This window comes from Rhizobium sp. SG2393, assembly GCF_042610495.1.
GTDB lineage: Bacteria > Pseudomonadota > Alphaproteobacteria > Rhizobiales > Rhizobiaceae > RU20A.
The window spans coordinates 40642-62491 of the sequence record NZ_JBHGAP010000011.1 but is presented as its reverse complement, the minus strand read 5'-3'; the positions used below and the strand labels follow the sequence as shown (position 1 = coordinate 62491).

The 21850-nt window shown below is 64.8% G+C and carries 20 protein-coding genes, 1 tRNA gene and 1 riboswitch; of the genes, 6 read left to right on the top strand and 15 right to left on the bottom strand.

Annotated elements, in window-relative coordinates; all coding sequences use genetic code 11:
* Window positions 1-4 precede the first annotated feature (4 nt).
* Both ACED18_RS18405 and ACED18_RS18400 read left to right on the top strand, forming a co-directional pair.
* The gene (locus ACED18_RS18405; RefSeq protein WP_377294987.1) at window positions 5-988 is read left to right on the top strand and encodes a hypothetical protein; all 984 of its coding nucleotides are present in this window, start codon (window positions 5-7) and stop codon (window positions 986-988) included.
* Between the two features lie 189 nt (window positions 989-1177).
* Window positions 1178-1588 carry a tellurite resistance TerB family protein gene (locus ACED18_RS18400; RefSeq protein ID WP_377294985.1) on the top strand — a complete coding sequence of 137 codons (411 nt, stop codon included), beginning with the start codon at window positions 1178-1180 and terminating at the stop codon, window positions 1586-1588.
* A 13-nt stretch (window positions 1589-1601) separates the two neighbouring features.
* Here ACED18_RS18400 and ACED18_RS18395 read toward each other — a convergent pair whose 3' ends face one another.
* Window positions 1602-2432: a transporter substrate-binding domain-containing protein gene (locus tag ACED18_RS18395; RefSeq protein ID WP_377295157.1), complete on the bottom strand. Its 831-nt coding sequence runs from the start codon at window positions 2430-2432 to the stop codon at window positions 1602-1604.
* Window positions 2433-2653: 221 nt separating this feature from the next.
* Between ACED18_RS18395 and ACED18_RS18390 the strand changes: the two genes are divergently transcribed.
* Window positions 2654-4501, top strand: coding sequence for a glycosyltransferase family 2 protein (locus tag ACED18_RS18390; RefSeq protein ID WP_377294983.1), 1848 nt, complete (start codon window positions 2654-2656; stop codon window positions 4499-4501).
* A gap of 14 nt (window positions 4502-4515) precedes the next feature.
* On the opposite strand, the gene ACED18_RS18385 is transcribed toward ACED18_RS18390, so the two are convergent.
* Together ACED18_RS18385 and ACED18_RS18380 are read right to left on the bottom strand one after the other, a co-directional pair.
* Window positions 4516-4589: transfer RNA gene (locus ACED18_RS18385), tRNA-Gly, on the bottom strand.
* Window positions 4590-4675: 86 nt separating this feature from the next.
* Window positions 4676-5779 (bottom strand): 2'-deoxycytidine 5'-triphosphate deaminase, encoded by a 1104-nt coding sequence (locus ACED18_RS18380; protein WP_377294981.1) that lies wholly within the window; start codon window positions 5777-5779, stop codon window positions 4676-4678.
* A gap of 135 nt (window positions 5780-5914) precedes the next feature.
* Window positions 5915-5993, top strand: a riboswitch (SAM riboswitch).
* 41 nt (window positions 5994-6034) lie between these two features.
* Between ACED18_RS18380 and ACED18_RS18375 the strand changes: the two genes are divergently transcribed.
* Window positions 6035-7219, top strand: a complete 1185-nt coding sequence (locus ACED18_RS18375; protein WP_377294979.1) for an O-succinylhomoserine sulfhydrylase — start codon at window positions 6035-6037, stop codon at window positions 7217-7219.
* A gap of 306 nt (window positions 7220-7525) precedes the next feature.
* Entirely contained in the window at window positions 7526-7918 is a 393-nt protein-coding gene (gene apaG / locus ACED18_RS18370) for a Co2+/Mg2+ efflux protein ApaG (protein WP_377294977.1), read from the top strand.
* A 120-nt stretch (window positions 7919-8038) separates the two neighbouring features.
* On the opposite strand, the gene ACED18_RS18365 is transcribed toward apaG, so the two are convergent.
* From ACED18_RS18365 to ACED18_RS18355, 3 genes are all read right to left on the bottom strand, one after another.
* The gene (locus ACED18_RS18365; RefSeq protein ID WP_377294973.1) at window positions 8039-9025 is read right to left on the bottom strand and encodes an Hsp33 family molecular chaperone; all 987 of its coding nucleotides are present in this window, start codon (window positions 9023-9025) and stop codon (window positions 8039-8041) included.
* A 200-nt stretch (window positions 9026-9225) separates the two neighbouring features.
* Complete coding sequence (gene argF, locus ACED18_RS18360) at window positions 9226-10143, bottom strand: ornithine carbamoyltransferase (RefSeq protein WP_377294971.1); 918 nt, start codon at window positions 10141-10143, stop codon at window positions 9226-9228.
* Window positions 10144-10182: 39 nt separating this feature from the next.
* The gene (locus ACED18_RS18355) at window positions 10183-11385 is read right to left on the bottom strand and encodes an aspartate aminotransferase family protein (protein ID WP_377294969.1); all 1203 of its coding nucleotides are present in this window, start codon (window positions 11383-11385) and stop codon (window positions 10183-10185) included.
* Window positions 11386-11809: 424 nt separating this feature from the next.
* Between ACED18_RS18355 and ACED18_RS18350 the strand changes: the two genes are divergently transcribed.
* Complete coding sequence (locus ACED18_RS18350; RefSeq protein WP_377294967.1) at window positions 11810-12331, top strand: GcrA family cell cycle regulator; 522 nt, start codon at window positions 11810-11812, stop codon at window positions 12329-12331.
* A gap of 87 nt (window positions 12332-12418) precedes the next feature.
* On the opposite strand, the gene ACED18_RS18345 is transcribed toward ACED18_RS18350, so the two are convergent.
* The 9 genes from ACED18_RS18345 to phoR form a co-directional block, all read right to left on the bottom strand.
* Window positions 12419-12811 (bottom strand): hypothetical protein, encoded by a 393-nt coding sequence (locus ACED18_RS18345; RefSeq protein ID WP_377294965.1) that lies wholly within the window; start codon window positions 12809-12811, stop codon window positions 12419-12421.
* 69 nt (window positions 12812-12880) lie between these two features.
* Window positions 12881-13660: an MFS transporter gene (locus ACED18_RS18340; protein ID WP_377294963.1), complete on the bottom strand. Its 780-nt coding sequence runs from the start codon at window positions 13658-13660 to the stop codon at window positions 12881-12883.
* Between the two features lie 212 nt (window positions 13661-13872).
* Entirely contained in the window at window positions 13873-14556 is a 684-nt protein-coding gene (gene phoB, locus ACED18_RS18335) for a phosphate regulon transcriptional regulator PhoB (protein ID WP_377294961.1), read from the bottom strand.
* 57 nt (window positions 14557-14613) lie between these two features.
* Complete coding sequence (gene phoU, locus ACED18_RS18330) at window positions 14614-15324, bottom strand: phosphate signaling complex protein PhoU (RefSeq protein WP_377294959.1); 711 nt, start codon at window positions 15322-15324, stop codon at window positions 14614-14616.
* A 46-nt stretch (window positions 15325-15370) separates the two neighbouring features.
* Window positions 15371-16186, bottom strand: a complete 816-nt coding sequence (pstB, locus tag ACED18_RS18325) for a phosphate ABC transporter ATP-binding protein PstB (protein WP_377294957.1) — start codon at window positions 16184-16186, stop codon at window positions 15371-15373.
* A 13-nt stretch (window positions 16187-16199) separates the two neighbouring features.
* Complete coding sequence (pstA, locus tag ACED18_RS18320) at window positions 16200-17519, bottom strand: phosphate ABC transporter permease PstA (protein WP_377294955.1); 1320 nt, start codon at window positions 17517-17519, stop codon at window positions 16200-16202.
* Window positions 17516-18997, bottom strand: coding sequence for a phosphate ABC transporter permease subunit PstC (gene pstC / locus ACED18_RS18315; RefSeq protein WP_377294953.1), 1482 nt, complete (start codon window positions 18995-18997; stop codon window positions 17516-17518). The genes pstA and pstC overlap by 4 nt, the downstream gene beginning before the upstream one ends.
* A 286-nt stretch (window positions 18998-19283) precedes the next feature.
* Complete coding sequence (locus ACED18_RS18310; protein WP_377294951.1) at window positions 19284-20318, bottom strand: substrate-binding domain-containing protein; 1035 nt, start codon at window positions 20316-20318, stop codon at window positions 19284-19286.
* A gap of 197 nt (window positions 20319-20515) precedes the next feature.
* Entirely contained in the window at window positions 20516-21802 is a 1287-nt protein-coding gene (gene phoR, locus ACED18_RS18305; RefSeq protein ID WP_377294949.1) for a phosphate regulon sensor histidine kinase PhoR, read from the bottom strand.
* Window positions 21803-21850: the final 48 nt, after the last annotated feature.

Here is a 21850-nt window from a genome sequence, read left to right as displayed (position 1 = left end):
GCGCATGCAGGGCCGGCTTTTTTCCTTTCTGGGCGCGTTGATCGCGCTTAGCGTCTGGCTTGCCGTGCTTTCCGGCGGTGCCGCCGCCATACGCGGCCGCGACAGCCAGCCGGCCGCCGATTTCCAACTCGAGACGCCGGATATCAGTGTCGATGCCCCGGGCGAAGAGGGTGCTGCGCCCGAGGACGAGCTCGTCCCTGCCTTCCCGGAGACGCCCGCGCAGGGCACGGCACCTGCCGGAAACGGCGTCGTGGCCCCGGGCGACGGCGCGGCCATCGCACCGGTCGAAAAGACACCGGCGAATGCGCAGCCGGCGGAGCTTCCGCAGACTGAGCCGCGCCAGGCCGCGGTGCGGACCGTCGACCCCGCCATTTTCGCGCTGCCTTCTGACGTGCAGGGCCAGCCGCTGGAACGCCTGCCCGCCGCCCAGCCGGCGACCGAACCGACAAAGACCAAGCCACGCAGCCTCGTCCTGCGGCGTCCGCTCGTGCTGACTGCAGGACGGGTTCGCTTCGGCGAACGCGAGGTCACGCTCTCCGGGATAGCCGAGGTCCCGGAAGACCGAACCTGCGAAGCCGAGGGCCGCCGCTGGGATTGCGGCAAGGCCGCCAAGCTTGCCTTCCGCAATCATCTGCGCGCCCGTGCGCTGGTGTGCACCGTGCCGCGCGCAGACTGGTCCGGCGCCATCGACGCCGCCTGCACGGTCGGCGGAGACGATCCGGCCCGCTGGCTGGCGGAACAGGGCTGGGCCGAGGCACCGGCCGGCTCGCCGCTCGCCGCGCTGACGCAGGCCGCCCGCAAGGAGGGTCGCGGTCTCTTTGCCCGCACGCCGCCGGCTGAGGTGCCCGCCGATCTGCCCGAGCCGGTTCCCGATGTGACGGCGACACCTGACCTGACCGATCCGACAGCCATGACTGCAACATCCAGTCTCGCCGACACACCAGACGTCCCGGTCGATGCGCAGGATTCCGCGACGGCAAGGCCATAGGACAGTATCGAGGCAAGGCTCACGGCTCGCAGCAGCCGGCCTCTCTTGCAACAGGCCCGCCGCTTCCCCAGATAACGGCCGCGCGATGCCGCGCCAGCCCGCCTGAGCCACCCCGGCGCGACGGGCTCGCCCCCTCAAACTGCCGGCGCCGCGAACCCCGGCCACCGGCCTGAAACGGACCTTGAAGCCATGCCCGCCCATCTCGACACGCATGAAGCCCTGATCTACGCGATGGTGACCATGTCGGCCGTCGATGCAAAAATCAGCGATGCGGAACTGGCGCGGATCGGGCAGCTTGCCCAGTCGCTGCCGGTGTTCGATGGCTTCGATGCCGGGCGGCTGGTGGCGATTTCGCAGGATTGCACGCTTGTTCTGTCCGGTCCCGAAGGTCTCGACATCGTGCTGGAACTGATCCGCGAGGGGCTGCCGGCCCGGCTTGCCGATACGGCCTATGCGGTTTGCGTGGAAGTTGCGTCTGCCGACCTTGCCATCCGCGGCGAGGAAATCCGCTTCCTGCAGCTCCTGCGCGACAGGCTCGGCCTCGACAAGTTGACATGCGCGGCCATCGAGCGGAGCGCCATGGCGCGCTTCCGTCGCTGACGGGCAGAACGTCTCAGTAGATCCCGTTCGGGAAATAACGCAGGTAGAGTTCTTCGAGGCGTCCGGAGCGGGAGAGATCGAGGAGCGCATGGTCGATCGCCTGGTTGAGCAGCGGATCAGCCTTGCGCGTCATCACGGTCAGCCCCTCGCCCAGAAAGCGCTGCGAGAAATAGGCGCCGTCGAGCAGGCGGCAGCAAGCCTTTGTCTGTGCCCCGTTCACCCAGAATGACAGCTGGACGCCGTCGCCGAAAGCCGCCTTCAGGCTGCCGTCCGACAGCGCCTTCAAGAGGGCTGCGCGATCGGGAAAGGGCGTGATCCAGAGATCGGGAAAAAATACCTTCGCCATCGCCTCATGCACCGTGCTGGCGACGACGCCAACCGGTTGGCCGCGCAGATCGGCAAAGGTGGTGATCCCATTCGCCACAGCAAAACGGGCCGGCAAGCGCATAAAGGGCCGGGAGAAGGCATATTTCTGGCGCAGCTCAGGCTGCACCGAGAGGCCGGCGATCACGGCCTCGCCCTCGCTCTTGTCGAGTGCGGACTGCAATTCATCGAACGGGACGGCCTGGATCTGGCAGCGATCCTCGATCGACAGCACCCGGCAGATCTCGCGGGCGAGATCGACGTGGAAACCGGAGATGCGGCCCGCACCATCGATGAAATTGAAGGGCGGAAAATCCACCGTCGTCAAAAAACGCAGGCGTTTCAGGCCGGTGAGATCGGGGCTGGCGATGCGCTCGCGCGCGTCGAAAAGCAGCGGAAAGACAGGCTTTTGCGCTTCCGCACGGGCTGCCGTACAACCCAGCACAATGCAGAGTATAAGAAACTTCGAAATCCACTCAATTCTCAGGGATGCGCGCAAGGGTTGTTTCACTCATCTTCATTTCGGGCACATGAGATGGGGCGCACCCCTGGGGGTGACGGCAACGCATGCGGGGCGAAGACTACCCGGTTGACGCGTCTCTGGCTACGGGTCCGGACGCGCAGACAACAGGCCGTGCGAGAAGCGGTGACGAGACGCCGGCCATCGAGGCCGTTCCTGCCGTTCTGATGGAGGAGGTCAGGGTGCTCCTGACCTTCGGCATCGGGAAGCCGCTTCTGGGGCGCATGCTGGCGCTTGCGGTCCGCAACGGCACGAGCGTCGAACAGGAGCTTCTGGCCAGCGGCGCGATTTGCGCGAACGTGTACTACGAGGCGCTGGCGGAGCAGCTGGACCTGCCATTCGCCGCCGAGATCGACGCCTGCAGCGTTCATGATGCGCCATGGATCGACACGCAGCTCGTGCGGCCGGAAATCCTGCGTTGCCACCATCCGGTTCGTCCGCCCCGCACGCTCATCGTGCCGACACTCGAAAAGGCGCGGGAGCTGGCGGCGCGGATGCAGCATTTGCCGGGCCTGCGGGCGAGCCTTGGCATCACGACACCCGCGGCGCTGCGTCGTGCGGTCTGGCAGGCAGGCGCGGAGCGGCGACTGCGCGAGACGACGGGCAGGCTTTTTGATCGGGACCGGGATTCCAGCGCCCGGATCGTGCTGGCGGGGCCGCAGGGATTCGCGCTCGGCATTCTGGTATCCGCCCTCATCCTCTGTCTGGCGCTTGTCCCGGGTGACCTCCAGATCATCCTGCATCTCGTTCTGTCAGTCTTCTACCTGAGCCATCTGCTGTTGCGTTTTTCGGCGCTTCCGGGCTGGCGCCGTGAAAGCAGCTTGCCGGCGTCCCTGCCGGCAGATCCCTGCCCATCCGCGCCCGCCGCGCTCTGCGGGAATGCCTTGCCGGTCTACACCGTCATGGTCGCGCTTTACCGCGAGGCTGCGGTTTGTAACCAACTGGTGGCGGCGCTCGACCAACTCGACTGGCCGGTCTCGCGTCTCGACATCAAGCTCGTGTGCGAGGCCGATGATGCCGAGACCCTGTCCGCCCTGCGCGCCATGGCGCTGAAGCCGCATTACGAGATCGTCGAGGTTCCGCCGGCTCTGCCGCGCACCAAGCCGAAGGCGCTCGCCTATGCGCTGGCGGGTGCGCGCGGTGAATTCCTGACCGTTTACGATGCCGAGGACAGGCCGCACCCTCTTCAATTGCGCGAGGCTGCCGCCACGTTCCGGGCCGCGCCCGATCATGTCGCCTGTCTTCAGGCTCCACTGGTCATCGCCAATGCCGATGCTAGCTGGTTGAGTGCCAACTTCGCCATTGAATATGCCGGGCTTTTCCGCAAGTTGCTGCCGATGCTGGCAAGGAGGGGCCTACCCTTGCCGCTTGGCGGGACGTCGAACCATTTCCGGACCGAGGCCCTGCGCGCAGCCGGTGGATGGGATCCGTTCAACATGACGGAGGACGCCGATCTCGGGCTTCGGCTGCATCGCCTCGGCTTTCGCACCCGCGTCATCACGAGACCGACCTTCGAGGATGCGCCGACGAGCCCGGCGATCTGGATGCCGCAGCGCGTGCGCTGGTTCAAGGGCTGGCTCCAGACATGGCTGGTGATGATACGCGCGCCTCGCCGCTGGTGGCGGGAGATGGGGGCCCGCGCCTTCCTGGCGTCGCAGCTGATGATCGGGGGGCTCCTGTTTTCCGCGCTGGTCCATCCCCTGATGCTCGCCTTCGCCGTCCTCGTTCTTGTTCGCTACGGGCTCGACCCGGCCTATCTCGGCACGCCGATGTCCCGCCTGCTGGCCGTCCTCGATCTCGTCAACATGGCGGGAAGCTATGCCGCCCTGCTCTCCCTCGGCTTCAGCGCCATGGGACCGGCCGAGCGGCGAAAGGTCGGGCACGGCTGGCTCCGGCTTCCCGTTTACTGGCTGATGATTTCGCTCTGTGCCTGGCGGGCGGTCGGGGAACTGTATCGACGTCCGTTCGTCTGGAACAAGACACCGCATCTGCCGAGCGTCACTAGGTACAAGCCCGCAGCCGGGGAGTAGCACGGAAAGGACGCTGGAGCGGGTAGCGGGAATCGAACCCGCGCGTTCAGCTTGGGAAGCTGACAGGCTACCATTACATCATACCCGCCGACGCGGCCGGATGGCCATCAGCGGGCGGACAATCCCTCAGGGCGAGAGCGGTGTCAAGACGGGCGCATGGAGCACGCGCCTGTTCTACTTGTCCTCGGCCCGGAAATGCTTGGAGAGCTTGAGGCCCTGCGCCTGATAGTTCGACCCGAGGCCCAGACCGTAGAGGCCCTGGGGCCGTTCCAGCATGTGTTCGTAGACAAGGCGGCCGACGATCTGGCCGTGCTCGAGGATGAAGGGCACCTCGTGGCTGCGCACTTCCAGCACGGCGCGGCTGCCGCTGCCGCCGGCGGCGACATGGCCGAAGCCGGGGTCGAAGAAGCCGGCATAGTGCACGCGGAACTCGCCGACCAGCGGATCGAAGGGCGTCATCTCCGCCGCATAGAGCGGGGGAACGTGGACGGCCTCGCGCGAGACGAGGATGTAGAACTCGTCGGGGTCGAGGATCAGCTCGCGCCGGCCGCGATCGTAAAGCGGCTCCCAGAAATCATGGATGCCGTGCCCGGCCTTCTTGTCGACATCGACGACCGCCGTATGGTGCTTACCGCGATAGCCGATCAGCCCGTCGCTGCCGCGCCCTTCGAGATCGATGGACAGTGCGATGCCGCCGCCGGAAACGTTGGGCTGCTCGGCGGCGACGAGCATGTCGCTTGCGTGCAGCGCCAGCACCTCGTCCTCCGCCAGCAGGGCATGGCCGATGCGGAAGCGGATCTGCGAGAGACGCGAGCCGCGGCGCACGACGATCGGGAAGGTGCGCGGGCTGATTTCGAGATAGAGCGGACCGACATAGCCGGGCGCGATCTTGTCGAATTCCTGGGCGCGATCGGTGATGACGCGGGTGAAGATGTCGAGGCGGCCGGTAGAGCTCTTCGGATTGGCAGAGGCTGACATGCCCTCGGGCAGCGCGAGGCTTTCCATGAGCGGCACGATGTAGACGCAGCCCGTTTCCAGCACAGCGCCTTCCGATAGGTCGATGACGTGCAGGCTGAGACGGTCGATCTTGTCGGAGACAAGGTTGCCGGGGCCCGGCATGAAGCTGGCGCGCACGCGGAAGGCCTTGGCGCCGAGGCGAAGATCAAGGCTTGCCGGCTGGATCTGGTCGGCATCGAGCGGGCGTTCGCTCTTCAGCGCCCCGTTTGCAAACAGTGCCTCGATCGCCTTGTCCGGCAGAATTCCCGTCGTGCGCGTCATGAGGCCCTCTCTGGCGTCTGCGTGCGGGACCGGATGTCCCGATGCCCGGGCAGCCGGAAACGGCCTTCGCGACCGGGCGCCCGCGACAAAACCAAACTCGCTCGATTGACGCAAGCCGGGGTTTGAGAGTAAGGGAAATTATCCCGTGGTGATTTGGCCGGCCGGCTTGCAGCCACGTTAAACAAGTAGCTAAAAAGGCCGGGTGCAAACCGGCCTGCTTATGCGGCCGGTTTTTTTGTTTGAGGCGATGAGACCATGAGCAACACCTGGAGACCCGCAACCCAACTCGTTCACGGCGGCACCACGCGCTCCAACCACGGCGAGACGTCCGAGGCCATTTTCCTGACGCAGGGCTTTGTCTACGACACCTCCGAAGCCGCCGAAGCGCGCTTCAAGGGCGAGACGGACGGCTTCATCTATGCCCGCTACGGCAGCCCGACGAACGACATGTTCGAAAAGCGCATGTGCATGCTGGAAGGCGCGGAAGATGCGCGCGCCACGGCATCCGGCATGGCCGCCGTCAGCGCCGCCATTCTCTGCCAGGTGAAGGCCGGTGACCATATCGTGGCCGCCCGTGCGCTGTTCGGCTCCTGCCGCTGGGTGGTCGAAACGCTGGCGCCGCGCTACGGCATCGAGTTTACGCTGGTGGATGGCCGCTCGCTGGAGAACTGGGAACAGGCGATCCGCCCGAACACCAAGGTCTTCTTCCTGGAAAGCCCGACCAACCCGACGCTGGAACTGGTTGATATCGCCGGTGTCGCGAAGCTTGCAAACCAGATCGGCGCCAAGGTGGTGGTCGACAACGTCTTTGCGACCCCGCTGCTGCAGAAGCCGCTGGAACTCGGCGCGCATGTGGTCGTCTACTCCGCGACCAAGCATATTGACGGACAGGGTCGCTGCCTCGGCGGCGTCATCCTCTCCGACAAGCAGTGGATCGACGAGAACCTGCACGACTATTTCCGCCACACCGGCCCGGCGCTCTCGCCCTTCAATGCCTGGACGCTGCTGAAGGGCATCGAGACGCTGCCGCTGCGCGTGCGCCAGCAGCAGGACAATGCCAGCCGTGTTGCCGATTTCCTCGCCGAGCAGCCGCAGATCGCCCGCGTCATCTATCCCGGCCGGAAGGATCACCCGCAGGCGGGTCTCGCGGCGGCACAGATGAAGGGCGGCTCGACGCTGGTGGCCTTCGAGATGAAGGGTGGCAAGGCAGCCGCCTTTGCGCTTCAGAACGCCCTCAAGGTCGTGAAGATCTCCAACAATCTCGGCGACTCCAAGAGCCTGATCACCCATCCCGCGACGACGACGCACAAGAACCTGTCCGACGATGCGCGTGCCGAGCTTGGCATTTCCGCCGGCACGGTGCGATTCTCCGCCGGCATCGAGGACAGTGCCGACCTTGTCGAGGATTTCGCCGCCGCGCTGAAACACGTTCAGGCCTGACCCAGTCGCGCTGTACCACTTGATTACGGGCCGGCAGCCTTCGGTTGCCGGTCTTTTTTGTGGCCCTAGAGCCGCGCGCCATCGAAAGCGGCGACCGGCGGGAATGTCAGCGTTTCAAAATAAACCAATATTCGATGAAAGCGTCGGGATTTCTTGACGCAATCCCCTTCCACTCGCTAGTTTTGCTCAGCATCATGGACGGCCTTGCGGCAAGGCACGCCCCTGGTCGCGTTGGAAGCGGGAAGCCGCGCGCAACCGCCTCGGGCCTGCATGCCTGCTGCAGCCGTCTTCCCGGAAGGTGAAGGCATGTACCGCGCATTGACCCACGACATCGAAGTCGTGGTCGAACCCTACTATCTGGAAGACCAGTCCGACCCCGAGGACGGCCGCTATGTCTGGGGGTACCGGATCGTGATCGCCAATCATTCCGAGCTCACGGTGCGGCTCGTCTCGCGCTATTGGCACATCACGGACGAAAACGGACAGGTGGACGAGGTGAGCGGTCCCGGCGTCGTGGGCGAGCAGCCGGTGCTGAATCCCGGCGACACCTATGAATACTCCTCCGGCTGCCCGCTCGACACGCCGTCGGGCGTGATGTTCGGCCATTACGGCATGGAGGCGGAGACGGGCGAGCATTTCGACATCGCCATCCCCGCCTTCTCGCTGGACAGTCCGGGCCTCGTGCGCGTGCTGAACTAGAGAATTCCCGACAAACACGGGTTCGCCGGGAATTCTCTATCCCTTTGTTTTACCGCAGTCCGGACGCAAAACCGCTGACACACTTTTGCTGGACGTGCTCTAGGGCGCCCGGCCAGCCGATCAGGCCGGCCGGATTTCCGAGGCCTCGAAGTGATAGGCCGTCGAGCAGAACTCGCAGGTGACCGAAATCCTGCCGTCCTCGATCGTGTGGGCGATCTCCTCGTCACTGAGGCTCGAGAGCACCGACTTCAGCCGCTCGCGCGAGCAGCTGCAGCGGTCTTCCACCAGTTGCGGGGGATAGACCCGCACACCGCGTTCGTGGAACAGGCGATAGAGCAGCCGCTCGGAACCGACGGTCGGGTCGGTCAGTTCATCCAGATCGATCGTCTCCAGCATGGTCTTGGCTTCAGACCACGTATCGTCCTCAAGGTGATCTGCGCCTTCGTCGCCATCGCCGCCGTGCAGGTCCGGCTGGCGCATGCGCTCGGGCGCCTCCGGCAGGAACTGCGCGACAATGCCGCCGGCCCGCCAGCGATGACGCGCCTTGCCGGCCTCATCACGATCCAGCAGCTCGGCCACGCCGAGGCGCACCTTGGTCGGGATCTGTTCCGACTGGCGGAAATAGACGCCGGCGATCTCCTCCAGCGTTGCTCCGTCCAGCGGCACGATGCCCTGATAGCGCTGCATGTGGGCGCCCTGATCGATGGTGAAGGCGAGGACGCCCTTGCCGAGCAGTTGCTCCGGCGCGCCGCGCCCGTCGGCGAGCGCCGCGTTTAGCGCATCCTCGTCGAAGCGGGCATAAGCGCGCACGCTGTCGGGCGCGGAGAAATCGGCAACGACCAGATCGACCGGGCCATCGCTCTTGGTCTGGATGATCAGCTTGCCCTTGAACTTCAGCGAGGTGCCGAGCAGCACCGTCAGCGTGACGACCTCCGCCACGAGGCGGGCGACGGGCACGGGGTAGCGGTGACGCTCGAGGATGGCGTCGAGCATGGGGCCGAGCTGCACGGCACGGCCACGCACATCGAGCCCTTCCACCTGGAACGGCACGACGTGATCGTCACCTGCGAAATCGAACTGCCCGAGGGCGGGTGTTGCCTGGCTCATCTGTCTTGTCCCATCAATGGCCGCGCTCCGGCCGGCGCGAGAGACGCGCGGCCGTTCACGGTGAAGCTATACGGAAGGAGATCGGATGCAACCATCATCCGAAAGGGAACCGTTTCGCCCCTAGATCGGGTTCGGGGCGCGCGATTGCAAGTCCTGCTGCGGCTGGCCTGCTGCGGCCAGCCTCACCGGGGCGCAGCGTGTCAGAATGCCCCGAGGCACCAGGCAAGCACGGCCTTCTGGGCATGCAGGCGGTTTTCGGCCTCGTCGAAGACCACAGACTGCGGGCCGTCGATGACCTCGTCCGTCACTTCCTCGCCGCGATGGGCCGGCAGGCAGTGCATGAAGAGCGCATCGGGCGCGGCATGCTTCATGAGCGCGGCATTGACCTGATAGGGCTGGAAGATGTTGTGACCGCGGGCGCGGTGCTCCTGGTTCATCGACACCCAGGTGTCGGTGACGACGCAATCCGCACCGGCAACGGCCTGCTCGGCCTCATGCGTCAGCAGGATGTCGCCGCCATTGTTGCGCGCCCAGTTCAGGAACTTGTCCGAGGGCTCCGAACCGAAGGGGGTCGCCATGCGCATCTTGTAGCCGAAGCGCGCCGAGCCCTCGATCAGCGAATGCAGCACGTTGTTGCCGTCGCCCGTCCAGGCGAAGGTCTTGTCCTTCACGGGGCCGCGATGCTCCTCGAAGGTCATGATGTCGGCCATGATCTGGCAGGGATGGGTATCGTCCGTCAGGCCGTTGATGACTGGCACGGTGGCGTGCTCGGCGAGCTCCATCAGGCGGCGGTGGTCCGTGGTGCGGATCATGATGGCATCGACGTAGCGCGACAGCACCTTGGCGGTGTCGCCGATCGTCTCGGCACGGCCGAGCTGCATTTCCGTGCCGGAGAGGAACAGCGTCTCGCCGCCGAGCTGGCGCATGCCGACATCGAAGGAGACGCGGGTGCGGGTAGACGGCTTTTCGAAGATCATCGCCAGCATCTTGCCTTCCAGCGGCTTCTTCGCCGTGCCGGCCTTCGTCGCCTGCTTTCGGCTGTGCGCATCATCCATGATGGTGCGCAAGTCTTCGGCGCTGACGGCGGAAAGGTCGAGGAAGTGTCTGGTCGATGCCATGCTCTGTGGGTTCCGTCTTCGTAAAAGTGGTTCGAGGTCTCAGGCCGATGCCTGGAGGCGGGCCGGCTGCGAAAGGGCCTCGCACGCCCGCTCGATGCGGTGCAGGCCCTCGCGCGCTTCTTCGGCGGTGGTGATGAGCGGCGGCAGGAGGCGCAGCACGTTGTCGCCGGCCAGCACACCGAGAAGCTTTTCCGCGCGGATGGCCTTCAGGAGCTCGCCATTCGGCACCTTGGCCTTGATGCCGAGCATGAGGCCGTCACCACGGATGTCTTCGATGATGTCCGGGAAGCGATCCTTGAGCGAGGCGAGGCCCTGGCGGAAGACGAGCGCGACATCGCGCACATGCTCCAGGAACCCGTCAGCCAGAACGACGTCGAGCACCGCGTTACCGACGGCCATGGCAAGCGGATTGCCGCCATAGGTGGAGCCGTGCGTACCAGCGACCATGCCGCTTGCCGCTTCCGCCGTGGCGAGGCAGGCGCCGAGCGGGAAGCCGCCGCCGATGCCCTTGGCCACGGCCATGATGTCTGGCGTGACGCCCGCCCATTCATGGGCGAAGAGCTTGCCGGTACGGCCGACGCCACACTGCACTTCGTCGAAGATCAGGAGCAGGCCGAATTCGTCGCAGAGCGCGCGCATTTCCTGCAGGAATTCCTTGCTGACGAGGCGAATGCCGCCTTCGCCCTGCAACGGCTCGATCAGGAGGGCAGCAGTCTCTTCGGTGATCGCGGCGCGCAGGGCGGCCATGTCGCCGAAGGGCACCTGATAGAAGCCGGGCGCCTTGGGGCCGAAGCCTTCGAGATACTTTGCCTGGCCGCCGGCAGCGATCGTCGCCAGCGTGCGGCCGTGGAAGGCGCCTTCGAAGGTGATGATGTGGAACTTGCCGGGGTGACCCTTGGCAAAGTGATAGCGCCGCGCTGTCTTGATGGCACATTCCAGCGCTTCCGCACCGGAATTGGCGAAGAACACCTTGTCGGCGAAGGTGACGGCACACAGGCGGCGCGACAGGCTTTCCTGGCCCGGCACGTCATACAGGTTCGACAGGTGCCAGACCTTTTCGGCCTGCGCCTTCAGCGCTTCGACGAGGTGCGGATGCGCGTGGCCGAGCGAATTGACGGCGACGCCGGCGGCGAAATCGAGGTAGCGATTGCCCTCCTCGTCGATCAGCCAGACGCCCTCGCCGCGCTCGAAGCGGAGCGGCGCACGTGCATAGGTATCATAAAGGGCTGCCGTGGCACTCATGGGCCATCTCCTGCTCTGGATGCCGGCGGCCATCTCAGGCGCCGGGCGTCGATCCCGCAAAAATCAAAAATGCCGCCTTTCGGCGGCGCCGGCACTATCGCCATCTCGCAGCGCAATGTCAACAAAGACCGGGGTTTCGCGGGGGCGAAGGCGGATAAAGATCGAGCCTTGCGCCGGGCTTGCGCACCATTGCAAAAATGCCACGCCCGGGGAAGCAAGTTGGGGAAAACCGCGAAATCGATTCGGCGTGATTCGCCCGACTCTTGCCACAGAGTCGCCCTGTCACTAGGTTAAGAAACAATTACTAGACGCATGCGGCGGACCTAGTCACCACATAGAGTTATCGCGTTTGCGCTCCGGGCGTGCTCCGGGGCACGGTGAAGGATTCGCCGAACGGGGACTCGAAACGGCGGAGACGAATGGAATGAACTGGACGGACGAACGCGTGGAGAAGCTGAAGAAGCTCTGGTCGGAAGGCCTGAGCGCCAGCCAGATCGCCGCGCAGCTGGGTGGTGTGAGCCGGAATGCGGTGATCGGCAAGGTTCATCGCCTGAGCTTGCCCGGCCGCGCCAAGGCCGGCGGCAGTGCTGCGGCCGCGCCGCGCACCAAGCGCACCACGGCCCCGCCGCGCGCGCCGAACTACGCCTCGAAGGTCGCGACCCGCACCGTTGCCCGCGTGCAGGGTGCGACGGTCATCAAGGAAGAGGTCGAAGTCGATCTCGTGGCCGAACAGGAATTCGTACCGGCCGCCAACGTCGTGGTCCCGATGTCGCGTCGCCTCGTGCTGACGCAGCTCACCGAGCGGACCTGCAAGTGGCCGGTCGGCGACCCGCTGAAGGACGACTTCCATTTCTGCGGCAATGACTGCGCCGAGGCCGGCCCCTACTGCACCGCGCACGCCCGCCTCGCCTACCAGCCCTCGGCCGAGCGCCGCCGGGTTCGGTAAACCGTCACCGGCAATTCGTTTCGATCAAGGCCCCGCTCTCCGCAGCGGGGCCTTTTGCTTTCCCGGCCTGCGACAGACCTACTAGCGTCAGCTGATCCGCAAGGGCTCGATCTCTCGCAGCGGCGCGCGCATCGCCTGTTCCGCAGGGACGAAGGCGCCGAGTGCGGCACCGAGGAAGGCTGCCGACAAGGGCAGCGTCGTTCCGTCATAGAGCCGGCCCGCAGCAAGGGCGAAGCCGGCGGATACAAGGCTGGAACCCGAGGCAATCAGCGAGGCGCCAAGGCCGGCAACCTTGCCCAGAGCCAGCATCGCCATGGCATTCAGATTGCCAAAGAGCACGCCGATGGCGAAGAAGGCGCAGAACAGGCCGGCCATCATCAGGGTCAAGGGTGGATGCCCCTGCCACAGCAGCGATACGGCGACCATGGCAAGGCTCGCCACGACAAGACCACAGAAGGCTGTGCGCATCATGGTCGTCATGCCGACCCGCTGCACCATCCGCGCATTGACAAAGGAGGCCAGCCCCACAGCCAGGGCCAGCGCGGCGAATTAGAGGGGAGAGCGCTCCTTGACGCCATAGACGTCGAAAAACAGATCCGCGGCAGTGCTGAGGTAGAGGAGCTGCGCGCCGAAGACGAGGCCGGCAGCAAGGATCAGGCAGGAGATCCTGATATCCTGGAAAATACGGCGCCCATTGGCGAGCAGCAGCCGCGGGCGGACAGGAAGGCGGCTTGCGAGGGGCAAGGTCTCGGGCTGGCGGCACAGCAGCCAGAGGCCGAGAGCCAAGGCAATGGCGAGGTAGGCGCCGAAGATGCTGCGCCAGCCGGCGACACCGATCAGCAACTGGGCGAGGCCTGGCGCCAGCATGGGCACCAGAATGAACAGCGTGAACATCAGCGACAGGACGCGCGCCATGGCATCACCCGAGAACTGGTCGCGGATCATCGCGCGCGTGGCAATCTTCGGGCCGGCGACGCCGACGCCCTGCAGACAGCGACCGAAGACCAACCAGCCAAGGGACGGCGCCAGAAGGGCGATGACGCTGCCCGTGAGGTAGATGGCCAGTCCCGCCAGCAAGGACGGCTTGCGCCCGACGGCATCCGAAAGCGGCCCCAGCACCAGCTCGCCCACCGCCATGCCGAGAATGAAAAGCGAAACAACGTGCTGGGTTGAGAGTGGCGGCGCGGCCGGCAGCTCCGCACCGATCATCCGCAGGCCCGGCAACAAGCCATCGATGCTGAGCGCGGTCAGGCCGGTCAGCAGGGCATAAAGAGCGATACGTTCACGACATCCGATCACCGCGCCAGCCTTGCGATTCCCGACATGCAAACTCCCTTCCTACAGGTTTGCGGCGGGGTTCTGCAATTGCTGGCGGGGAAAATGGGCGGCCAACGCCGCGGTCTGACGCGATGACGATCGCGGGTGCGGTCGGGGAGAAAGCTTCCCTTTCCCGCCATACCAAGGGAGGAACCGCGTCACGCTTCTGCGGTCGCGGCAAAGGCCAGTCCGCGCGGCGCGAGGACTGGCGGAAGATCGGGCGGTCACCCTTCCAGCGAATAGCCGGCGCCGCGGACGGTGCGGATGACGTCGCTCATGTTGGAGAAGTTGAGCGCCTTGCGCAGGCGGCCGACATGCACGTCGACGGTGCGTTCGTCGACATAGATGTCGTGGCCCCAGACACCATCAAGCAGCTGCGAACGAGAGAAGACGCGGCCGGGGGACGACATGAAGAATTCCAGAAGGCGGAATTCGGTCGGGCCGAGGCGAACTTCGCGGCTCTTGCGGTGGACGCGGTGGGTTTCGCGATCAAGCTCGATGTCGCCGCATTTCAGCACCGAGGAGAGCAGCTCCGGCTTGGCGCGGCGCAGCATGGCCTTGACGCGGGCCATGAGTTCCGGCGTCGAGAAAGGCTTGACGACATAGTCGTCGGCGCCGGTTGCGAGACCGCGCACGCGCTCGCTTTCCTCGCCTCTCGCCGTCAGCATGATGATCGGCAGGCGCTCGGTTTCGCTGCGCTGGCGCAGGCGCCGGCACAGCTCGATGCCGGAGACGCCGGGTAGCATCCAATCGAGAATAAGGAGATCGGGAAGACGCTCCTGAAGACGGATTTCCGCCTCGTCACCGCGATGGATGGTATCGACGTCGAAACCTTCCGCCTCAAGATTGTAGCGCAGCAGAACGCTCAGCGCTTCCTCGTCTTCGACCACTGCAATTCTGGGCAACATGATGCCTGCTCCGTTCCTGCCGGCAGCAGGGCGCCCGAAGGCGCCCGGCCGTCGGTCTTACTCGCCGCTGACCCGCATCGTGGCGGTGGTGTCGTCCTTCGGACGTTCGCCTTCGATCTGGGCACCGGTGGTCATGTAGTAGATGGTCTCGGCGATGTTCGTGGCGTGGTCGCCGATCCGCTCGATGTTCTTGGCGCAGAACAGGAGATGGGTGCACGAGGTGATGTTGCGCGGATCTTCCATCATGTAGGTCAGGAGTTCCCGGAACAGCGAGGTGTAGATGGCATCGATCTCGCCATCGCGCTGACGGATGTTGTTGGCCTTTTCGGCCGAACGCGACGCGTAGACGTCGAGCACTTCCTTCAGCTGGGCGGCGGTGAGCTCCGTCAGGTGCTCGAGGCCACGGGCGAACTGGCGCGGAACGCCCGACGTCGCAACCGCGATGACGCGCTTGGCCGTGTTCTTGCCGAGATCTCCGACGCGTTCGAGATCGCTGGCGATGCGGATCGCACCCATGATCTCGCGCAGGTCGGCGGCCATGGGCTGGCGCTTGGCGATCGTCACGATCGCCTTCTCGCCGATATCACGCTCGGCGTGATCGAGGATCACGTCATCGGAGATGACCTTCTGGGCGAGCGCGACGTCGGAATTGATCAGGGCGCGCACGCTGTCGCCGAGCATCTGCTCGGCCAGGCCGCCCATTTCGGAGATACGGCGGGCAAGGTACTTCAATTCTTCGTCGTAGACGGAGACGATATGGCTGGGCATCAGTGTTTCCTCTCGAACCTCGTGACAACAGGGCGGGCGATTTGCCTCAGCCGAAGCGTCCCATGATATAGTCCTGGGTGCGCTGGTCATCCGGGTTGGTGAACATCTTGTCCGTATCGTTCTCCTCGACGAGGTTGCCGAGGTGGAACATGGCGGTGCGCTGCGAAACGCGCGCGGCCTGCTGCATGGAGTGCGTCACGATGACGATCGTGAAGTTGGTGCGCAGCTCGTGGATCAGCTCCTCGACCTTGGCGGTCGCGATCGGGTCGAGCGCCGAGCAGGGCTCGTCCATGAGGATGACTTCCGGGCTGACGGCGACGGCGCGCGCGATGCACAGACGCTGCTGCTGACCACCGGACAGGCCGGTGCCCGGCTCGTGCAGGCGGTCCTTCACTTCGTTCCAGAGGCCGGCCTTCTGAAGGCTGGTCGCGACGATCTCGTCGAACTCGGCGCGGGTGCGGGCGAGGCCGTGGATCTTCGGGCCGTAGGCGACGTTTTCGTAGATCGACTTCGGGAAGGGGTTCGGCTTCTGGAAGACCATGCCGACGCGGGCGCGCAGTTCGACAACGTCGATGTTCGGATCGTAGATATCGTCCGTGTCGAGCGTGATCTTGCCGGTGACGCGGCAGTTGTCGATCGTGTCGTTCATGCGGTTCAGGGTGCGCAGGAAGGTGGACTTCCCGCAGCCCGAGGGACCGATGAGCGCGGTGACGGTGTTTTCGCGGATGTTCAGGTTGACGTCGAACAGGGCGCGCTTCTCGCCGTAATAGACGGACACGTCCTTGCCGATCATCTTGTAGGGAACGGTGTTCATTTTCTGGTCCACTGCCTTTTCGATCGCTGCTTCATTCATCATGTTCATGATCGGGTACTCCCTACCAGCGACGTTCAAATCGACGGCGCAGCAAGATTGCGCCAAGGTTCATCAGGACGAGGAAGATCAGAAGGATGATGATCGCCCCGGAGGTGCGTTCCACGAAGGCGCGTTCGGCTTCGTTGGCCCACATGTAGATCTGTACCGGAAGAGCCGTGGAGGGTGCCAGCGGCGAGGCCGGGAAATCGGCGACGAAGGCGACCATGCCGATGAGCAGCAGGGGCGCCGTTTCGCCGAGCGCATGCGCCAGGCCGATGATGGTGCCGGTCAGGATGCCCGGCATGGCGAGCGGCAGGACGTGGTGGAACACGGTCTGCATCTTCGAGGCGCCGAGCCCGAGGGCGGCGGCGCGGATCGACGGCGGCACGGCCTTCAGCGCGGCGCGGGTCGCGATGATGATGGTCGGCAGCGTCATCAGCGTCAGCACCAGGCCGCCGACGAGAGCCGCGGAGCGCGGCAGGCCGGCGAAGTTGATGAAGACGGCGAGGCCGAGCAGGCCGTAGACGATCGACGGAACCGCGGCGAGGTTGTTGATGTTCACCTCGATCAGGTCCGTGAAGCGGTTCTTCGGCGCGAATTCCTCGAGGTAGATCGAGGCGGCGACACCGATCGGCAGGGACAGGACGAGCACGATCAGCATCATGTAGAGCGAGCCGATGAAGGCAACGCCGACGCCTGCGGCTTCCGGACGGCTGGAAGCGCCGTTCACGAAGATGCCGGTGTTGAAATGGCCGGCCAGTGCACCGCTTTCGGCAAGCTGGTTCATCCAGCCGACCTGCTTGTCGGAGACCTTGCGGTTCTTCTCCGGCACGGAGAGGTCGATCTGCCCCTTGTAGGCGGAGTCGATATCGCCATGGGCGAGCATCGAGACCGGCTGCGTCGTGCCGATCACCGAGGGGTTGTTGACGACGACGTCACGAAGCTGGGTGCGCACGCTGTCGGACAGCATGCCGCCCACCGCCTTCATGGCGGCACGGTCGCTCGGATCGACGCCGAGAACCTTGGCAAGCGCATTGCGGGCGACAACCGGGTAATTGGCCGTCATCAGCTTCTGCGGGTTGGTGGCGCGCTCATTGTTCTTGTCGATCACGCTTTCGGTGAACTCGACCGGGATGGTGATCATGGTCTGCTCGAAGGCGGTGTAGCCCTTGGAGACGACCGAGCTGATCAGCAGGAAGAGGAACAGCAGGCCGAAGGTGATCGCTGCCAGACCATAGGTGCGGAAGCGGCGTTCGGCGGCGTAGCGACGCTTGATGCCGATATCGCGGCGCGTGCTGGCGGCGCGGGCCGTGGCGGCGGGGGCCGAGATGACCTGGCTCATTCGTACTGCTCCCGGTACTTGCGGACAATGAAGAGGGCGTAGATGTTCAGGCACAGGGTGATCACGAAGAGGGTGATGCCGAGTGCGAAGGCAACGAGCGTCTGCGGCGAGGTGAATTCAAGGTCGCCGGTCAGCTGGTTGACGATCTTGACGGTGACCGTGGTCATCGGCTCGAAGGGGTTGATCTGCATGCGGGCGGCCACGCCGGCGGCCAGAACCACGATCATGGTTTCGCCGATGGCGCGCGAGGCGGTCATCAGGATGGCACCGACGATGCCCGGAAGGGCGGCCGGAAGGATGACCTTCTTGATCGTTTCGGAGCGCGTGGCGCCAAGGCCCAGCGAACCGTCACGCAGTGCCCGCGGCACGGCGGTGATGATGTCGTCCGACAGGGATGAGACGTAGGGGATCAGCATGATGCCCATGACGAAGCCGGCGGTCAGAACGCTCTGGGCCTGGATGAAGTTCTGGTAGTCACCAGTCAGCAGGCCGGAAATCTGGGCGGAGAGATCGCGGAAGAAGGGACCGACGGTCACCAGGGCGAAGAAGCCGTAGACGATGGTCGGAATGCCGGCGAGCACCTCCAGCAGCGGCTTTGCCAGGCTGCGGAACTTCGGACCGGCATATTCGGCCATGTAGATGGCGGCGAAGAGGCCGATCGGCACGGCAAAGAGCATGGCGACAAGGCCGATATAGAGCGTGCCGAGCAGCAGCGGGATCAGGCCGAACTGGCCGGACGTGCCACCCGAGCCGGCGGCGGCGAAGCGCGGATCCCAGACCGTGCCGAAGAAGAACTCGTGCGCCGGGACCATGGTGAAGAAGTGGATGGCTTCGGTTGCCATGGAGGCCACGATGCCGACCGTCGTCAGGATGGCGATCGAGGAGGCGGCCACGAGGCTGGCGAGAATGACGCGCTCGACCCGGTTGCGGGCGCGGAAGCGCGGCGCGATCGAGCGGTAGGCGAACAGGCCGCCGGCCAGCGAAACCGCAAGCGTCGCGACGGAGAGCAGCAGGGCGCTCGTGGCGTTCAACGCGTTGAGGTGCTTGGCCGAGGCAATCATGTAGGGCTGCGGCTGGTCGGCGAGCGGAACGCCCTTGCCGGCCAGGATGGTGCGGACATCGCCGCCGGCGTCAATGGCCGAAACCTCTTCGGGCGTCGCCAGCACGAGACCGCGGGCGATGGCACCGACCATGCCATAGGCAAGGTTCTGCGTCGCTTCGGGCTGCGCCTTCACGTCAGCCGGGAATTCGCCGCGAACCGTCGTGTCGATGTAGGCGGGAGCCGCAATGCTCCAGACGACCATGACGAGGACGGCGGGAAGCGTAGCCCAGATGCCGACATGAGCGCCGTAATAGCCCGGCCGCGAGTGGAGATTGGACGACTTTCCGTTCGCAAGAACAGATGCGCGCCGGGACCCGGCGACGTAGCCGATCAAGCCGATGACGGCGACCAGCAAAAGTAGCAGTGATGTGCTCATTCGGATAAACCCCCGAGGCCGCCTGGCCCCTCGTTCCCCGGTAGCCGAGGCATGGCTGGCGTTGATCGCCTGAAACAGGTGCAGCGTGCTGAAGGCCGCCCGTGCTCCGATGTGTCTTTCATGTTTTGTCTGCACATGGCCCGGTCCGTGGCCCTGTGTCGGTCATTCGGCTTCCAAGGAGAAGCGGTTGCGCACCTTGAGGAGGATCAGGTGACGCGGATTTCGCAGGCAAACCCACCGTGCGAAAAGCGGCTGGCGCGCCCTACGGCGCGCCAGCCTCTCATGATTACATGACCTTGCCGTCTTCGAAGGCCTTGCGGATTGCTTCGCGCTCGGCGTCCGGAGCAGCAACGAGGCCGTATTCGGCGAGCGGGCTGTCGGGGCCGATCATGTCGTCGCTCGTGAAGAACTCGACATATTCCTTGAGGCCCGGGATGACGCCGATGTGAGCCTTCTTGACGTAGAAGAACAGCGGGCGGGAAACCGGATACTCGCCGGAAGCGATCGTCTCGGTCGACGGAACGATACCGTTGACGGTGGCGACCTTCAGCTTGTCAGCGTTGTTTTCGTAGAAGGAGAGGCCGAACACGCCGATGCCGTTCTTGTTGGCATTGATGCGGGCGAGCGTCTCGGTGTAGTCGCCGTCGATGTCCACAGCCATGCCGTCCTTGCGAACGGCAACGCACTTGGCATGGGAAGCCTTGTCGTCGGCGCCGGCAGCCTTGATCACGTCGAGAGCGCCGGAAGCCTTGCAGCCTTCAGCGAGGATCTTTTCTTCGAAGACTTCGCGGGTGCCGTGCTTTTCGCCCGGGATGTAGGCGGCGATTTCGACGTCCGGGAGGTCCTTGTTGACTTCCGACCACTTCTTGTAGGGGTTGGCAACGACCTTGCCGTCAACAACAACTTCAGCGGCGAGAGCCTTGTAGAGATCCTGGGGAACGAGGGCCAGATCCTTGTTGCCGGAGTCGGTGGCGAACACGATGCCGTCGTAGCCGATCTTCACTTCCTGGATTTCCGTCACGCCAGCAGCCTTGCAGGCTTCGACTTCAGACGACTTGATCGGACGCGAGGAGTTGGCGACGTCGATGGTCTCGGGGCCGACGCCCTTGCAGAATTCCTTCAGACCGGCAGAGGAACCACCGGATTCAACGACCGGGGTCTTGAAGTTCGGGAAGGCTTCACCGAAGGCTTCGGCAACGATCTTGGCGTAGGGCAGAACCGTCGAGGAACCGGCAACCTGGACCTGATCGCGGGCAGCGGCAGCGCCGGCGAAAGCGACGGAAGCAGCAAGAACTGCGACCGTGAACTTGACGTTTTTCATGGATGATCTCCCGTTGGGGGCTTTGTGAATTCGACCGCCAGCTTCAAGACAAGGCTTGCCGTCTTGATCGGCTACCCCCTTCTTAACGCTGGTCACACCGCCCTTTTATGTCAGTTCCACGAAAGATTTATGACAGTGCAACCCATTGAAAAATATTCGATTTCCCAAAGCTCCGCATGACTGCACGACGGAATGTGTCAAAACCTCACGGTAAAGACCGTTCCCTTGCCGACCTCGGACTCCACCACCAGCCGCGCGCGGTGGCGCGTGAGAATGTGCTTGACGATGGCAAGGCCAAGACCCGTCCCCTTTTTCGAGCGGCTCGTCTCGACATTGACGCGGTAGAAGCGCTCGGTGATGCGCGGTACGTGTTCGGCGGGAATGCCGGGACCGTAGTCCCTGACGGAGAGCTCCGGGCCATTGGCGCCAAGGATCAGCGTCACCTCGACCTTCTTGCCCTCCTGACCGTATTTGCAGGCATTCTCGACGAGGTTCTCGACCACCTCGATCAGCTCGTCCCGGTCACCACGCACGCGCACGGGCTGCTCCGGCAGGGTGAGCGCGAGGGCCACGCCGAGTTCGGTGGCGAGCGGCTGCAGACTATCACCGACATGCGCGATCAGCGGCCCGAGTTCCACTTCCTCCTGGGGCGGCAGATGCGATTTCAGTTCGAGGCGTGACAGCGACAGGAGGTCATCGACCAGCCGGCTCATTCGGGTCGCCTGCTCATACATGATGGCGAGGAAGCGCTCCTGCGCCTTGGCATCGTTGCGGGCGGGGCCCTGCAGGGTCTCGATGAAGCCGGTGAGCGAGGCAAGCGGCGTGCGCAGCTCGTGACTGGCATTGGCGACGAAATCGGACCGCATCCGGTCGATGCGCCGGGTCTGGGAAATGTCGGTGAAGGACAGTACCAGCAGGCGCTCGGTCCGTGCGCTCGCCGTTTCCCGGCTCGCAAGACCCGCCCGCACGAGGTAGACGGCCTCCGAGGGCAAGCGTTCGGAATGTTCGAGCTGCGTCACCCGGCCGGACGCGAAGGTATCGCGCACCATGTCGAGAATGCCGGGCGAGCGCACATAGGCGCCGAGATAGCTGCCAGCCGGGATCAGGCCGAAGAGCCGAACGGCGGCGGCATTCTGGTGCAGGACCATTTCGGATGCGCCGATCAGAAGGACCGGCATATCCAGCGCATCGAGAACGGGCGCGGCCAGCGGCGCGGAGGGCTGAACCTCGATCTCGACCGCGGCGGGCTCCCCTTCCTCCACAGGCTCCACGGCAACAGGAGCGGCGGCGTCACCGCTGCGCCGCACGAGAACGAAGGCCAGAACGATGCCGGAGAGGATGGCCGCCCAGAGCGGCCTGTCGATGGCGACCAGGCCAGCCGAGAGCAGAATGGCCCCGATGAGAACGATGCGCTCGACGGTGACACGCATGCCAAAGCGTTGCGCAACCCCATGCTCTTCAGCCACCACCACATCTCCCTTCATGCCACGCCCCCGCTCCCGGAAAGGAAGCAACGCTAGCAGTCCTTCATG

Bases quoted from the DNA above. Each gene is read 5' to 3' on its own strand.
- ACED18_RS18345 (WP_377294965.1), bottom strand. From the start codon at position 12,811: ATGACGACCATGATGCGCACAGCCTTCTGTGGTCTTGTCGTGGCGAGC.
- phoB (WP_377294961.1), bottom strand. From the start codon at position 14,556: ATGTTGCCCAGAATTGCAGTGGTCGAAGACGAGGAAGCGCTGAGCGTT.
- argF (WP_377294971.1), bottom strand. From the start codon at position 10,143: ATGGCATCGACCAGACACTTCCTCGACCTTTCCGCCGTCAGCGCCGAA.
- phoR (WP_377294949.1), bottom strand. From the start codon at position 21,802: ATGAAGGGAGATGTGGTGGTGGCTGAAGAGCATGGGGTTGCGCAACGC.
- pstA (WP_377294955.1), bottom strand. From the start codon at position 17,519: ATGAGCCAGGTCATCTCGGCCCCCGCCGCCACGGCCCGCGCCGCCAGC.
- ACED18_RS18355 (WP_377294969.1), bottom strand. From the start codon at position 11,385: ATGAGTGCCACGGCAGCCCTTTATGATACCTATGCACGTGCGCCGCTC.
- ACED18_RS18350 (WP_377294967.1), top strand. From the start codon at position 11,810: ATGAACTGGACGGACGAACGCGTGGAGAAGCTGAAGAAGCTCTGGTCG.
- ACED18_RS18310 (WP_377294951.1), bottom strand. From the start codon at position 20,318: ATGAAAAACGTCAAGTTCACGGTCGCAGTTCTTGCTGCTTCCGTCGCT.
- pstC (WP_377294953.1), bottom strand. From the start codon at position 18,997: ATGAGCACATCACTGCTACTTTTGCTGGTCGCCGTCATCGGCTTGATC.
- phoU (WP_377294959.1), bottom strand. From the start codon at position 15,324: ATGCCCAGCCATATCGTCTCCGTCTACGACGAAGAATTGAAGTACCTT.
- ACED18_RS18400 (WP_377294985.1), top strand. From the start codon at position 1,178: ATGCCCGCCCATCTCGACACGCATGAAGCCCTGATCTACGCGATGGTG.
- ACED18_RS18375 (WP_377294979.1), top strand. From the start codon at position 6,035: ATGAGCAACACCTGGAGACCCGCAACCCAACTCGTTCACGGCGGCACC.
- ACED18_RS18365 (WP_377294973.1), bottom strand. From the start codon at position 9,025: ATGAGCCAGGCAACACCCGCCCTCGGGCAGTTCGATTTCGCAGGTGAC.
- apaG (WP_377294977.1), top strand. From the start codon at position 7,526: ATGTACCGCGCATTGACCCACGACATCGAAGTCGTGGTCGAACCCTAC.
- ACED18_RS18405 (WP_377294987.1), top strand. From the start codon at position 5: ATGCAGGGCCGGCTTTTTTCCTTTCTGGGCGCGTTGATCGCGCTTAGC.
- pstB (WP_377294957.1), bottom strand. From the start codon at position 16,186: ATGAACATGATGAATGAAGCAGCGATCGAAAAGGCAGTGGACCAGAAA.
- ACED18_RS18380 (WP_377294981.1), bottom strand. From the start codon at position 5,779: ATGACGCGCACGACGGGAATTCTGCCGGACAAGGCGATCGAGGCACTG.